Genomic DNA, 15,108 nt, shown 5'->3' with positions numbered 1-15,108 from the left:
CCTCAAGGGCATGCCCGAGGCCGCCTCTTGGCGAGAGCGCGCCATGCACTGCGACACCGCCGCCGACTACCTCGCCCTCATCGAGGCGGTCGCCGCGCAGTGACGCCCCTGTCCCAACACCCGGACACTTTTGTCCCAATGGTCGGGCACTTTTGTCACTACAGACCTTGATTATGAGAGGGGCGACGATGGCGGACGCGATCGGCTTCCGGGCCCTCTACCTCCACGTGCCGTTCTGCGTGCGCAAATGCGCCTACTGCGACTTCGCCTCGTCGGCCACGGGGCGCCGCGACCCGCTCATGGCAGTGTACGCCCGGTCGCTCGCCGCCATGGTGCGCCGCATGGCGGGGGAGGGCCTGCTCGACGGTCTCTCCACTGCCTATGTGGGCGGGGGCACCCCGTCGCTCCTGGGGGGCGAGGGCCTCTCCTTCCTGATCGGTGCCGTCCCGTCCGTGGGCGAGCCNNCGTTCGNGGCCAACCCCGACTCCTTCTCGCCCGACCTGGCGGCCGCCGCCCGCGACGCCGGCGCCACCCGGGTGTCCCTGGGTGTGCAGTCTCTGGCAGACGACGAGCTCCGGGCCCTCGGGCGCGTCCATGACGGTGAGGCGGCCCGGCGGGCCCTGGGTGAGGCGGCAGCCAGCGGGCTCCGCCTGTCGGCCGACCTCATGGCCGCCGTCCCCGGCCAGACGCCGGCAAGCCTCGCCGCCAGCGTGGAGGGTGTGGTCGCCGCCGNCGCCACCCACGTGNGCGTCTACCCACTCATCGTCNNGGAGGGCACGGCCTTCGGGCGGGCCGTGGAGGAGGGGTCCATGGAGGAGCCCTCGGACGACGAGGAGGCCGCCGCCATGGAGGCGGCCGAGCGGGTCCTCGGCCGGCTGGGCTTCGCGCGTTACGAGGTGGCGAGCTACGCGCGGCCCGGCGAGCGCTGCCGACACAACCTCTCCTATTGGAACGGCACGCCCTACCTGGGCCTCGGCACGGCGGCGGCGTCCATGGCCGACTGCGGGCTCTACGGGCGCCTGCGTCGCCTGGCGCCGGGGCTGCCCGCCGTGGCGGCCTCCACGGCGCGGGTTCGTCTCACCTGCGACTCGACCGCCCGGGAGGTGGCCGCGGCCGAGGGGGACCTGTCGCGGCTGTCCTTTGGAGTAGAGGAGCTCACGGCCGGGGAGGCCGCCGCCGAGGACCTCATGCTCGCGGCGCGGACGTCGGACGGGCTGGGGCCGGGGCTGCTCGCCCGCGCCCGGGACGCCGTCGGCGCGGCGGCCGTGGACCGCGCCGTGGACACGCTGGTGGGGGAGGGGCTCCTTGCCGAGACCCCGTCGGGGGCCTTTGCGCCCACCGAGCGCGGCTGGCTCATGGGCAACGTCGTCTTCGGGGAGCTGTGGGGCTTGGCGGACGGGGGCTGACGGCTCCGGGCTGGGATGCCCCTTCTCGAGTGCGAACCTCAACCGGCCCCGTGCGGGGTTGCGCGATATAAATGTTCCATCATAAGTAGACCGGTGTAAATTATGGATGAAACTCGCTTCTGGCGCCGGTGGTTCGCATATTTCCATCAAGTTGCAGCGCTTATATCGCGCAATCGACTTCAGCCCCCTGCGGCCTCCCGGTCGCGCGCCGGCAGCCGCGAAGGCGCCCCCTACTCGCCGCCGCCCTCGGCGATGCCCCTCGCCCAGGCACGCACCTCCGCGCCCACCTGCGGGTCGTCGGCGTAGGAGCCCAGCACGCCGCAGAGGAACCGCGCGTACGTCTCCTTGAGCCGGTGGTCGCCCACCACCTTGGCCTCGGTGCCGAAGCTCGCGAGGCGTCCCATGAGGGCGGCCCCGTCCGACACCGGGACCTCCACGCGCGTGCGCCCGTCGGACAGCACCCGCACGGAGTTCCGCCGGGCCAGGGGCGAGTCCTCGCTGTCGGGGTCGAACGAGTCAGCGATGGCCTTGAGCACCGATCCCTCTGCCTCCAGCTCGAGCATGAGCGGGTCGGAGGTCGCGTACATCTCGTAGCTCGCCTCCAGGGTGTAGCGCTCGTGNTCGGTGAGGCCGGCACGCTTGCCGGGCGCCGGGTCCACGNGACGGTAGGGGAGCGGGCCGGGGTATCCCTCGTCCGCCCAGTCCTCCACGCTGCCAGGAATGACGCGGTCCAGCCGGTAGTTGAGGTAGCCGTCGTTGTGCACGAGGTAGCGTGGGCCGTCCGGGGTATCCTCCATCTCCACGAACCGGGCACTCATGCAGGGCGTTCTCATAGGCGCGATCGGAGTCGTACTGGGTGTCGGAGACGAGCAGCCCGTAGTCGCGCTCGAGGACCGTCAGGATGTCGTCGGGGGCGTCGAGGTCGCCCTCGTCCCAGGAGCTGGCCACAAGGGTCACGCCCTCGTCGTCCTCCTCTGACGTGCAGCGGCACATGAGGTCCCACAACGCGAGCATGCGCTCCTGGCTCGACGCCTTGCGCGGCGTGAGGTCTTCCTCGACGTACGTGTCTCTCTCATGGCTGGCCATGGCGCCTCCGTACCGTCATCTGGATCTGCGAGACCCATTGTGGCACGGTGTTCCGTGGACCTGAATGACATTTTTAAGCGAGGGATATCTAGGCGGCTTNCCGCGCCTGTCGTCATGTTCCGTCGATGACGTCTGTCTCCGTATCCAGGCGGCCTTGGCTCTCGTCGCCCTCCCACCCTCGTACCATCGCCTCGTGGAAGGCCTCCTCGTTACGCGCCACCAGGGCTTCCACCTCGCCGTCCGCGAGCTCGACGCCCAGCGCCTCCGCCATGAGGGCGAACNCCCGCTGGTTGGGGCGGANCCGCGGGTTGTCCCAGATCCAGCCGTCGTCCTCGCCCAAGGACCGCAACAGGGCCGNNNCCATGGCCGCCGAGCGGGCCTGACCGTTGTCGCAGGCGACCATGATGGTGCCGCGGCCCCGGTGCCCGAGGAAGAACGCGGCCGCCTCCCTTGCCTGCTCCCGCGTCATGGCCTGCGGGTGCTCGTAGGCGACGTCAGCGAACTCCAGCACGAGGCAGTCGGGGCCCTCCTCGACGCCTGCCATCTTGCGACGCGACGTCATGACGATGGCGGCGGCAGGGGAGGGGATCCCCGGTACCTCGGTGAGCTCCATCCGGCGCATCCGCGACTTGGGCACGATGCGCGACACGACGATTCTGGTGCCGAGGTCTGGGGCCGGCTCCGGCTTCCCGGAGACGCGTCTGAAGAGGTCTTTGATTCGGTTGAAAGACCACGGCGTGAAAGGTGGGTTCATCGGCGCTCCTCGTTTTGGGCTGTGGCCAGCGTAGCTGCCCTCTGCGGCCCGCCATGAGGGATGGTGGCATAGGTGGACCACACTCGCTCCGCCCACGTTATGCCTCCATACGGCATAGTCCTTCTTTCAGCGGGCCGTAACCTTCAGCACATCATCCCGACCCCGAGAGGAGACCCATGGGCGCGTTCGGCAAGGTGATCGGTTACCGGAGGGTCGTCTCCGAGCTCGAGCGCATCGCGNCGGTGCTCGTCGACCCCAGCNCCTACGAGCGTCTGGGCGCCCGTGTCCCCAATGGGCTGCTCATCGCGGGCGAGCCGGGNNTCGGCAAGACCCTAATGGCACGTTGCTTCGTGGAGTACGTTGGACGCCCGTGCGTCACACTGCGGCGCACCGTGGCAGGCAACGAGTTCCTCGGCCAGATCCGCGACGCCTTCGTCAGGGCCGCGGAGGAGGCGCCCTCGATCATCTTCCTCGACGACCTCGACAAGTTCGGCAGCGGCGACCGCAACCGCGCCAGCGAGCCCGAGTACGTCGCAGTGCAGAGCTGCATCGACGACTACGCCGGCAAGGGCATCTTCGTGCTCGCCACGGCCAACAACGTCCTGCGCGCCGTCCCGCCGTCGCTCGTGCGCGCCGGGCGCTTCGACCGCACCATCTACCTCGAGCGTCCCGAGTACGAGGACGCACGCCGCATCGCCGCACACTACCTGGAGGAGCACGCCGTCCCCAACACCATCGACCCCGACGTCGTCGCGCAGTTCCCCATGTCGTGCGCCGAGCTCGAGGCCCGTGTGAACGCTGCGGCCGTCATCGCCGCCTCCGAGGGNAACGACGTCGTGACCACCGAGCACGTGCTGCGGGTGTGCGTCNAACATCGGGAGGGGAGGGCCTGGCGCCCCNGCAAGGAGCCCATGGGCTGGCAGGCGGCTGCCAAGACCAAGCGGTACTGCGACCGCGCCCGCTGCGCCTGCCACGAGGCCGGCCACCTGCTGGTCATGGAGCTCGTCGACCCCGGGTGCTNGAGCTTCGGGGTGCTCCNCGGCTCCGGCGCCCGGCGAGGGCGCGGCTTCACGAGGGTGCGGCGCGACCACAAGCCGTTCTCGCCCGACCGCACCCCCGAGGACATGCAGGTCCTGGTGGGTCTGGGCGGGCTCATGGCCGAGGAGGTCGCCTTCGGGGCATGGTCCANNGGGTNCCGCAGCGACCTGGAGAAGGTCACCGACATCGTCTACGGCGGCCTGATGCACGGTGTGGGCGGGGTCCAGCACCTCAACGTGATCGGCGAGCGCAACAGGAGGTACACGCCGCCGTCGCCGGAGCGCATCGCCCGGCGCGAGGCGGCGGCCGTCGACCGGATCCAGCGGGACATGGCCGAGGTCCGCTCCCTGCTCATGGGGCACTGGGCCCTGCACGGCCAGGTGGCGCAGCTCCNCTACGACCGCGGGATCGTCTATGGCGAGGAGGTGCGGGCCATGCTGGCACGGGAGGGGGACGGCACGGCCGAGGGGGACGGTCTAGGCGTCGGCGCCCCGTCGGAAGTAGCCTGAGTCAANGAACTCGTCGAGCGTGATGCCGAGGCCGCGGGCGATGCGCTCGAGGTTCTGGAGGGAGATGTTGCGCTTGCCGGTCTCCACCTCGGCGAGGTAGGAGCGGGACATGTCGATGGCGTAGGCGAGGTCGTCCTGGCTCAGGTCTGCAGCGGCGCGAAGCTCCTTGATGCGCAGCCCGGTCTGCATGCGGATGTCCCAGTCGGTCATGGAAGCCCCTCCCTAGAGCTTCCATCCTTAATGAGACACTGCTTGAAAGGCACCTCGATATAANNGACAATGATGCGCAGCGCACAACAGCAGGACGATATCGCAATACGCAGAACGAGGCCGTCGTACCCTAGGGGGCGGAATGATTAAGCAAGTAGATAATTCTAAACTTGGACAGCTCACATCCGTTGACAGCAAGTTCCTCTTCACGATTCCGCGTTACCAGCGAGAGTACACCTGGGGCAAGGAGCAGTGGGAGACCCTGTTCGACGACATCATGGAGAATGACCCCGGTTATTTTCTGGGGTCGATCATCGTGATCGATCGAGGCACCAACACTGCAANAGGAATCACTACGTTCGAGCTGGTGGATGGCCAGCAACGCATGACAACGCTGGGCATCCTGCTCTGCGCTCTTTACAAGGCTTTCAAAGAGGTCAACGAGGATGAGCTCGATGNCTATNGTCGCGATAAGTTCCACAATGAAAAGGCTAACCTTCTATATCGTCTAATTCTTGAAGACGATAGTATCAACGAGTTTAAGATGCGCATTGTCCCACAGGCCCAGCACAATAACTTGGATGACTATCGGTCGCTGGTATTTTCNCTTNCCGATNTCGGGGTGTCGGTTCCGAGGCCCAACAACGCCGGAAANAGGCGCATTTGGAAAGCGTTTAACCTGTTCTACGGCCTTATAAAGAACCGTCTTCGGGACATGGATGACGCACCATCCCGGGCCAGGGCTCTCCAGAGTCTCCTCAGCAAGGTGACCTCCTGCATCCTTGTGACCATCCTCGTCAATGATGCCTCTGACGCCTATATGCTGTTCGAGTCTCTCAATAATCGGGGCATCCCGCTCACTCCCGTTGACCTCANNAAAAACGACCTCCTTGCCTCCTGTGACGACTCTGAGACCGATCGGGTGTTCTTCCGTTGGCAGGGCATTCTGAGACTCATTGGTGACAACTACGCAGAGCAGGAGCGCTTCCTCCGCCAGTCCTACAACGCATGCCGCCTCAAGCTGAACGCCTTGTTCGATCAAAGCAATGGCGCTTTCCCGCTCGGCAACGAGGCGACCAAGTCGCGTCTCATCGGGATATATGGAAAGCTGATTGCAAATAAGGACTTCGACGCTCTGAAGTGGCTGGAGACATGCGCCAAAGCTTACGGTACCTTGATGCTCAACGATGAGTGCCCGGTCGACGGGGAACTGGCTGATGCCCTTGCCGATCTTGAGCGGATCAAGGGCGTGNCCGGCTATCAGCTTCTGCTGGCTCTGCTCCTCAATCGCGAGGCCCTGAAACTGTCCAGTAACGACATTGTTGATATAACTCGCTTCCTTGTCCGTTTCTTCGTGCGCAGGCACCTCACGGATACCCCGCCTACCTATGCTCTCACGCGCCTATTTACGGAGTGCGCAGAGAAGACGAACGAGAGTGGACTGACCGGCGCGGACGCAATCGGTTATTGCGNAGGCCTGCTCAAAGGGGCGTCTGCGAATGATGNTCTATTTCAGGATGCGCTCGAGGGAAAGATTTACGCAGATAACCTGGATGCAGCTCGCTTCGTCCTCGTCACCCTTGCAAAGCCCTCGAAGACAAAAGAGCGCTCGGATTTCTGGGAGCGCGGTCGAAGCGGCAACTACCTCTGGACCATCGAGCACATCCTTCCCCAAGGAGAGAATTTGCCGAGCGCATGGGTCGAGATGGTCGGCCACGGGGATGCCGACAAAGCGAAACAGGTCCAAGAGAACCTTGTGCACACGCTTGGAAACCTCACGCTCACGGGATACAACTCACAGCTCTCGAACATGAGTTTTGAGNGAAAGCGCGANCNCACCAACGATGCCGGCGAGCCCATAGGTTACCGCAATGGTTTGAATCTAAACAAGGATTTGGCCGAGCGCGAGACGTGGGACGAGCGAAGCATCACTGAGCGTACCGAGCGTCTTGTCGCTGAAGCACTACGTGCGTTCGCACTTTAATTCAGGATGGCGACAGGGCCCATCGCATCTCGGCGGCGCATCTCGGCTGATATGAGGAATGCAACAGGCCCCGCCCCANGGATTTCCACGGGGCNGGGCCTGTTCGCCGCAAGGACGCTACACCTTATTTGCGGTGCTCCTTCTTCCGGTTAAGGATTGTCAGCAGCAGTTCGATACGAGCTCTACTATCCAATTGCCCGTAATCAAGAAGCTCTTGGAACGTGGCGAATCCTCGAGCGAACTGCCTGCCAAGGTCCTTTATCGATTGCAATTCCGAGCGGTAGCTCTTCCGTGCGTCCATTTGTTTGCAGTATTCAGCCCAACTGTCAAACTCTTTGGGGGTGAGAAGGCGGTACAGGGAGCCTCTATCGCCTATACTCTCTTCTTTAATGGAAATGACCATGTCGTCAAGGCCCGTCTTGACAAGCCCGTCGATTGTCGGCGGTTCGACTGTGGTTTTCATATGCCAGAGATAGTCGACGGTAGCCACCAAGTGGACACCGAGGTCACGGCCCTCCTCCGCAACGGGTCTTAGGCCGTCCCAGTCATACAGCCAGCTGTCGGCGTCCATATCGNNTGCGAAGACGAACAACTCNGNGCCCGTTTGCATCCCTAGGGCCAGAAGTCTCTTGCGCTGTTCCATCTCAGCCGTCAGCCAATCGACGGAAGCTGACTTGGCATAGGGGCTACAGGCACGTGGGATGCANAGTGGAGAAGCGTCGTNACNGCAGCGCTTTGACGACGGCCCGATTGCGACAAACTGGACCCCGCATCTTTCACCAAGGGCTCCTGCAACAACGTCTACCAGCGACTCTCGTGGTCCTCCCGTTCCAAACACGCAGAGCTCGACAAGGTGAGGGGTTTCGGCAAAGTCGAGGCGCACCGGCTCGCCGCTCTCATCGGCTCCAAGCTCGACTGAAAGGTCGTCCACGGGGACTTCGGGAAGGGCAAGGAGCTCTTCATCGGTGAGTTCGGCGTGATGATACNNANTGCTCGCGATGAGGCGCTCCATACGCACAACTGCATCGTCGAGCGCCCGGTAGAGAGAGGCAGCCTTTGCAACATATGCCCCTTGCGCAAGCTCTGCCTGCTNGCGAATCCCGTTCNTGTCGCCATCGCGCCTTGCAAGGCTCATGAAGGTGAGGTGCTTCTTGACGTCCCCTTGGAGCCANTGGGAGTAGAAGNCGGGGGCGTCTTCACTGGCTCCTGCCACGCCGCTCTTGGCTTCCTCAATAAGACTGTGAACGTACTTCGCCTTTTGCGTCTTAAGGTCATGGTCTTCTACCGGCCTCATTGTTCCTCCTGTCTGTTTTGAGTGACACACGCTGAATCTAATTCTACGAGGCCGCAGGGGTGNAGGTCTGTCCTATGGTGGTAGATTGTGACCCGTATCGTTCTACGTATGGATCCCATGCAACGAAGCTCGTTGCTTGCTCCTGGGTCACGCTGTGAAGCCGTCCGAGCGACAGGGGATTGAGTATGGGGGGAGGGCGCCCTCATCGGCCCTGCTGCTCGGCCAGTTCGGCCAAAGCCCTCCAATGCGCGATAAAACTGCAGCGAAGGGCCGTCGATGTGCGATTTCGGGCCGTTTTCGCTCATCGGCGGCCTTTGGAGGTCAACCAACCACGCATCGTAGCGGNTTCGCGGAGAGGCCGCGCANTCGACGCCCTTCGCGGCGCAACATNGCGCATCGGGGCGGCTNCGCAGCATAGCCGCGCACTCACGGCCCTTCGCCGCTCGGCCGTCGCGNATTGGGGACCCTTCGCGCCAGGCCGGCGACGGCGGATCGCGCACTGGAGGCCCCTCTCGGCGGGACGGCACCGATCCGCACGTCCAGACGATCGCGCCAGGCGCCCGGGTGGTGCGAAGTCCGTGGCCACCGGCCCGTGTCTCACGGGCAATACCTAAGGGCAATGGCCTTGAACGTGCCCTCGTCCATCGGATCCAAGGCGAACCCAAGCCCCGACCCACTTCTATTTAAGCAGCTGGGCGACAAGAGCATTCCTCCAGGAATCGGTAGTTCCGACCACGAAGACCAGTCACNTTTANACAGCGNATTCACGCGGCAGAAAGAGATGGAATTGGTCGAATCCTCGTGGCACCTGTAANACGTTCCCGGCAGAGACATCGTTGCCGCGAGGTGCACCCCGTAGCGAGCGCCGCTCCTCTCGATCTCGCGAATGGCGTGCTTTGCGAACCCGGCATCCTCCTTCAGCAGATTCTCCACATCGGGAATCGATATGACCATCAACCTCATTGAGTCGCCGAGTTCCGCAGACCCATGGCTGCAACAGTNGTGANAACGGGAGNGCATCGGCGCCTCGGCGGACNACCAGTTGAACATTTCGAATCCGCAGCCATAGGGGTCGAGAGCGGCCCTCCGTNTGTTGAGCTCCTCGAGCCCCTTTTCCAGCGCCTGTTTTGTCGAGCAGACCTCCACATGCTGGGGAAGAAGCTTGTACCTTTGCAGGGGGTCGTCCTGCCGCTCACCCATGACCAGATGTACGGAATGGGGTCGTGCCACAAGGGAGAGCTGGATAAGCGCCGTGTCGACGAGACCTTCGGCATCAGGGCGTGGGGCGTTCACAAACAGGTGGCCGTTGGATCCTCCAAATTTGATGTAAATGGGATTGCCCGTTATCGAGTCAACGCCCAGGGTGCAGGGCACCTCCTGCGCGTCTCTCCACCCCTGGCTCATCTCCTCATCGGTCTGGGCCCCTGATCCATCTCTCAAGAACTCGATGAAACGGCAAACGACGTTTGCCGAGGGTCTCCGCACGTGGCAGGAAGCGACATCAACGGCAACCTTTCCGCCAGCATCAAACGCTTCGGGGGTCATTGTCCATGCGCGGATGGTCTCGTGCCTGAAGTCGGTCGACATGCTGGTGACCGCACTGCAAAACATGTCGGCATCGCCTCTAGACCGCACCTCGTAGACAAGCCTGTCTACATAGGGTCCGACCGTCCGGCTCACTTCGAAGGCGTAGGGGAGCGTGTTGATGGCCCAGGCTACCAGGTTCAGCCGCTCGCGCCTCCGTATCATTCCTTCCCGGTCACCCCAGTCATCNGGGAGCAGCGGGTTCTTCCNCATCATGTACCAGGGATTCTCGGGCACGGTGAACCTCCAACTTATGCGGCGTATGGCATTACGGGTGGCTTCAGACGACCGTTCAGGCGCCCTTACGTAAAACGCGCCACGATCGATCTGAAGGTTCTCTCGTTTATTGGTTGAAAGGCGGCGCAAAGGCGTCTGTCATCCCCGCGTGAAGTCTCTTGAGANCAGGTGAACAACCCGTCGACGAGAAGGCCGAACTCGCGCGGCGGACGCCCGCATCTNTCGAGGCAGAAGACGAGGTNGCTGTCTCGATGCAGCGCCTTGCAACGCGTCGAGCCCCACATCGCCGTCTGCGCCCCGTACTGCGGCCCGAACTCCGTGATCCGGTATAGATCCTCGAGCTGGCGCGGCCCGGCGTCTCTCGTCAGCCGGTCGATGTCCCTGAGAACGAGGACAAAGAGGTCGTGAATCNCCTCGATGAGTGGTCTCATCTCGTCGTTTTCGTCCAGGNCGTTGAACGATGCGTAATCGAGATGGAAGGCCTCGAGCTTTCGCTTGCGTCTGTCGAGCTCGAGGGCGGCCATCTCGACCGCCTCCCAGGGCTCGACTATATCGACCTTCTGGGGAAGCCCGCGGAAACGTGACAGGTCGTCGTACTCACAGGACCCCATCACGAGGCGCACCGTCCGGGGGAGGGAGCCGAGGGCGAGGCCGTGCAGTATCGTGTCGAGGATTCCGTCGGCCTCGTGACGCGGCCCTTTTACGAAGACGACAGGGGCGTCGACCCGGGCCTCGAAGCAGACCGAGACGGGGCGGCCCGTCAGCATGTCGACGCCGCAGACGCAGGGGGTGCTGTCAGCTCGGAGCAAGGCTCGAGAACCGCCGCTGCGATTGACGACCACGTCGGCAGCGAGCTCCAGNCATTTCGTATGCCAATGACGCGCGAACGTCTCCAGGACCTCGGGCTGGAGCCTGGTGACCGCCGTCGGGAACACATCCACCGTGACCTGCACCCTTCCGTTGTCGGAATGGGGAGAGGCGCAGTTTGCCCACAGGCCGGCGTGCAGCGGATTACGGGTAGAGCCGTTCACCTCTTGGCAGAANCTTCTCGCGTGGCTCTCGGTCGCACACTCGAAAACCAGTCGGTCCGAGTAGGGGCCGATCGTGCGTTGCAGCTCGTAGGCAAACGGAAGCGCCCCCAGCGACCGGGCGATGATGTCGAGCCAGAAGCCGCGCTTACTCATGGAGTCGGGCGATTCCCAGTCCTCTGGAAGCAGAACGTTCTCTCGCATAGACGACCAAGGATCCAAGAGCATCCGTCCCTACCTCCCCCTGTCGAAACCGGTGCCCACGAATCTATCNAGNGCTCTACCGATAGCGCTGACGGATGGTGGCATACATGGTTGGCAGCAAAGCCTCACGGAGCGGTGGGGGGGGGCGCCCTCATCGGCCCCGCTCGGCCGATTCGGCCAAAGTCCCCCAGTGCGCGGCTTCGGCGAATGCCCTCCAATGCGCGGCAAATCTGCAGTGAAGGGCTGCCGATGCGCGATTTCGGGCCGTTTTCGCGCATCGGTGGCCTTTGGGGGCCAATCAACCGCGCATCGGGGCGGCTTCGCGGAAGAGCCGCGCACTCGCCGCCTTTCGCTGCACCGTATCGCGCACTGGAGCCCCTTCGCGGCGCAGCATCGCGCATCGGGGCGGCTTCGCAGCATGGTCGCGCATTCANGGCCATTCGCCGTGCGGCCGTCGCCCACACACCGGCACCACGCCGCCGCGGTCCCACGGCTGAATCCCNATCTGATGGGTAGGAATCCCCTCGGCAACAAACCCCTGCAAAAGGAGCAACCATGGCCACCATCTACGATTTCACCCTTGAGAAGCCCGACGACACCGAGGTCAGCCTCTCCGAGTTCCGCGGCCGCCCCATGCTCATCGTCAACTCGGCCACCGGCTGCGGCTTCACCCCGCAGTACGAGGACCTCAAGAACCTCTACGACGCCTACCACGACCAGGGCCTCGAGATCGTCGACATCCCCTGCGACCAGTTCGGCCACCAGGCCCCCGGCACCGACGACGAGATCCACGAGTTCTGCACCATGACCTTCGGCACCCCGTACCAGCAGTACAGGAAGTCCGAGGTCAACGGCGACGGCCAGCTGCCCCTCTACGCCTTCCTCAAGGAGGCCCGGGGCTTCACCGGCTTCACCGGCGAGAAGGCCGAGTTCATGGACGGCTACCTCAAGGAGAACGTGGACCCCGACTACGCCTCCAACGACGACATCAAGTGGAACTTCACCAAGTTCCTCATCGACCGCGACGGCACCGTGGTCGCGCGCTTCGAGCCCACGGTGGACATGGCCCTGGTCGAGGACGCCGTCAAGGACGTCCTGTAGGCCGGCGCGCCAGCCTGGANCACCCGCGGCGCNCGCACCCCGACCCAGGGGCGCGGGCGCTTCACGTTTGCGCATACCCCGTGGTTGTTGGGAAACCTGCGTCNTTCGCGCTAAGATGTGAGTTTGCGAACNTTTGTGCCGCGGCAAGGGCCGCGGGCGCCACCTAACGACAGGAGCCATGCAGCCCATGTCTGCCATGACCGACAAGAACTACTACGAGGTCCTCGGCGTCTCCCAGGACGCCACCACGGAGGAGATCCGCCGCGCCTTCCAAANGNAGGCCCGCACGCTCCACCCCGACGTCAACAAGGAGCCCGACGCCGAGGAGCGCTTCAAGGAGGTCTCCGAGGCCTACGCGGTGCTCTCCNANGACACCAAGCGCCGCGCTACGACGCCATGCGCTCGGGCGTGCCCTTCGCGGGCTCCCNGTCTTCCGGCGCGNCCCAGTCGCCCTTCGGCGGCGGCTACTCCGGCGGCTTCGGCGGGTTCCCCTTCGGCGCCGGCTTCGGGGGCTTCGGCACCCAGACGCGCCGCCGCACCCCCGCCTACAACCCCCAAGGGGGCGCCGACGTCGTCTACCAGATGGNCCTCGANGCCAAGACGGCCGCNGCCGGCAGCCGCCGCGGCATCACCTACCAGCGCTACGTCACCTGCGAGGTCTGCCACGGGTCGGGATCGGAGGAGGCCGAGCACGCCAAGGTGTGCCCCACCTGCGGCGGCACCGGCACCATCGACGTCGACCTCTCNTCCATCTTCGGCGGCATGGGCTTCGGCGCCATGCAGGTGCAGTGCCCAGAGTGCGAGGGCACCGGCCGCGTGGTGGCGGACCCCTGCCNCGCCTGCGGCGGCTCCGGCCGCGTCCTCTCGGCCTCCGAGGTCGTGGTGGACATCCCGGCCGGATCCCACGACGGCGACACCGTGCGCGTGCCCGGCATGGGCAACGCCGGCACCAACGGCGGCGAGACCGGCGACCTCGTGGTGCGCNTGGGCGTGCCTNCGGAGCGCCTGGCTCCCGAGGCCGCCCTCGGCTTCCAGCTCGTCGGTTTCGTTCTGCCGTTCATCGCCATGGGCGCGTTCTTCAACGTGCTCCCCTCCATCGCCTTCATCATNGTCGTGCCGCTGGTNATCGGCCTCTTCATGGTCGTCCGCGGCGGCCTGNCAANGCACAACGGCGTCTGGTGGAGAAACGCCGGCACCCAGGTGCTCGCCGGCCTCTCCAACGGCTTCTTCATCGCCCTGTTCCTGACGCTGCTCATGAGCTGCTCGCAGTCCATGGGCCGCGTGGGGCCGCGGGGCTGGATCTACTAATGCCTCAGGTGCCGTGCCACCGCCCCAGGGTACGGCGCCTCCTGTGAGCGAGGGGCGGGAAAGGGGCCTGCACGTCCGTGGCTGAAGTTCAACATCGCGATTACTACGAGGTGCTCGGCGTCGGGCGCGACGCCGACGCCAAGACCATCAAGCGAGCCTTCCTCAAGAAGGCCCGCACCCTGCACCCCGACGTCTCCGACGAGCCCGACGCCGAGGAGCGCTTCAAGGAGGTCAACGAGGCCTACTCGGTGCTCTCCGACGAGACCAAGCGCGCCAACTACGACCGCTACGGCGACCCCAACGGCCCATCGGGCTTCGGCGGCATGGGCGGCATGGACGACTTCTTCGGCGGCGGCTTCGACATGGCCGACCTCTTCTCCGACTTCTTCGGGGGGCGCGCCTCCGGCGCCGGGCGGCCCCGCACCCGCGGCCGCGACATGTCCGTGACGCTCACCATCACCCTCGAGCAGGCCGCCTCGGGCTTCGAGNGCACCNTCACCTACGACCGCCTGGCCCCCTGCGAGGACTGCGGCGGCACCGGCTCCACCGACGGCGAGCCCCCGGTCACCTGCCCCGAGTGCGGCGGCACCGGCTACGTGGTGGGCTGGCAGCACACCATCCTCGGCCGCATGCAGACCCAGACCACCTGCCCCGAGTGCCACGGCACGGGACAGGTCATCGAGCNCCCCTGNGAGACNTNTGACGGCCAGGGCCGCACCCCCTCCCGCGAGAAGGTCAGGATCTCCATCCCGGCCGGCGTGGACACGGGCGCCCAGCTGGTCGTGGAGGGTGCCGGCGAGGCGGGCGTCCGCGGCGACGCGGCGGGCGACCTCGTGGTGCGCGTCGACGTCGCCCAGGGCGACCGCCTCGTGCGCCAGGGCGACGACCTGTTCTGCCCGCTCTCCGTGGANGCCTTCGNGGCCATGCTCGGCGCCACGGTGACCGTGGACGGTATCCTCGAGGGCGAGGAGGTCGAGGTCGACGTGCCCGCGGGCNCGCAGCCCGGCGCCCGCCTCGTCGTCGCCGGCCGCGGCATGCCTCGCCTGCGCACCCCCGAGCGCCGAGGCGACCTCGTGTGCGTGGTGGACGTCGTGGTGNCCCAGGACCTCGGCGACGACGAGGTGGAGCGCCTCGAGGCCATCGCCCTCGGCCGCGGTTGCCGCCTCTCCACGAAGGGCCCCNCCGAGGGGGAGGTGCTCGACGAGCTCTACGAGCAGAACCGGCGCGACGTGGAGGTNCCCGGCGCTCAGAGCGGCGACGACCGGGGCGGGGATGGCCGCAAGGCGGCGCCGAAGCCCAAGAAGCAGGCGCCCAAGTACAAGCGCGGGCCCTTCTCGGNGCNCCNCCGCAAGAAGAAGCGCTAGG

8 protein-coding genes and 1 pseudogene are annotated in these 15,108 nt (G+C 65.3%); 8 read left to right on the top strand and 1 reads right to left on the bottom strand.

The window, feature by feature from the left end:
• The first annotated feature begins 188 nt into the window (after nt 1-188).
• The 3 genes from JX283_RS03220 to JX283_RS03210 all read left to right on the top strand — a co-directional run bounded on the left by JX283_RS03220 (nt 189) and on the right by JX283_RS03210 (nt 4,793).
• Nucleotides 189-1,406, top strand: a complete 1,218-nt coding sequence (locus JX283_RS03220; protein WP_204829318.1) for a coproporphyrinogen-III oxidase family protein — start codon at nt 189-191, stop codon at nt 1,404-1,406.
• 816 nt (nt 1,407-2,222) lie between these two features.
• The gene (locus JX283_RS03215) at nt 2,223-2,384 is read left to right on the top strand and encodes a hypothetical protein (protein WP_204829317.1); all 162 of its coding nucleotides are present in this window, start codon (nt 2,223-2,225) and stop codon (nt 2,382-2,384) included.
• Between the two features lie 1,038 nt (nt 2,385-3,422).
• A complete protein-coding gene (locus JX283_RS03210) occupies nt 3,423-4,793 on the top strand; it encodes an AAA family ATPase (protein ID WP_204829316.1) in 1,371 nt (456 codons plus the stop codon).
• Here JX283_RS03210 and JX283_RS03205 read toward each other — a convergent pair.
• Nucleotides 4,761-5,003, bottom strand: coding sequence for a helix-turn-helix domain-containing protein (locus tag JX283_RS03205; RefSeq protein ID WP_204829315.1), 243 nt, complete (start codon nt 5,001-5,003; stop codon nt 4,761-4,763). The genes JX283_RS03210 and JX283_RS03205 overlap by 33 nt on opposite strands.
• Before the next feature lie 142 nt (nt 5,004-5,145).
• On the opposite strand from JX283_RS03205, the gene JX283_RS03200 reads away from it, so the two are divergent.
• The 5 genes and pseudogenes from JX283_RS03200 to JX283_RS03185 all read left to right on the top strand — a co-directional run bounded on the left by JX283_RS03200 (nt 5,146) and on the right by JX283_RS03185 (nt 15,107).
• A complete protein-coding gene (locus JX283_RS03200; protein WP_204829314.1) occupies nt 5,146-6,987 on the top strand; it encodes a DUF262 domain-containing protein in 1,842 nt (613 codons plus the stop codon).
• Between the two features lie 4,902 nt (nt 6,988-11,889).
• On the top strand, nt 11,890-12,435 hold the full coding sequence (locus tag JX283_RS03195; protein WP_204406724.1) for a glutathione peroxidase: 546 nt from the start codon (nt 11,890-11,892) through the stop codon (nt 12,433-12,435).
• A gap of 178 nt (nt 12,436-12,613) precedes the next feature.
• Nucleotides 12,614-12,763 (top strand): annotated as a pseudogene (locus JX283_RS08800) (DnaJ domain-containing protein); the annotation flags it as partial.
• Between the two features lie 80 nt (nt 12,764-12,843).
• Entirely contained in the window at nt 12,844-13,743 is a 900-nt protein-coding gene (locus JX283_RS03190; protein WP_370583403.1) for a zinc finger domain-containing protein, read from the top strand.
• 77 nt (nt 13,744-13,820) lie between these two features.
• The gene (locus JX283_RS03185; RefSeq protein ID WP_204829313.1) at nt 13,821-15,107 is read left to right on the top strand and encodes a DnaJ C-terminal domain-containing protein; all 1,287 of its coding nucleotides are present in this window, start codon (nt 13,821-13,823) and stop codon (nt 15,105-15,107) included.
• Nucleotide 15,108 lies beyond the last annotated feature (1 nt).

This window comes from Olsenella sp. CU969 (assembly GCF_905219715.1).
Lineage (GTDB): Bacteria > Actinomycetota > Coriobacteriia > Coriobacteriales > Atopobiaceae > Granulimonas > Granulimonas faecalis.
Note: the sequence above shows the minus strand (reverse complement) of the source record. Positions and strands in the feature narration are given on the sequence as shown.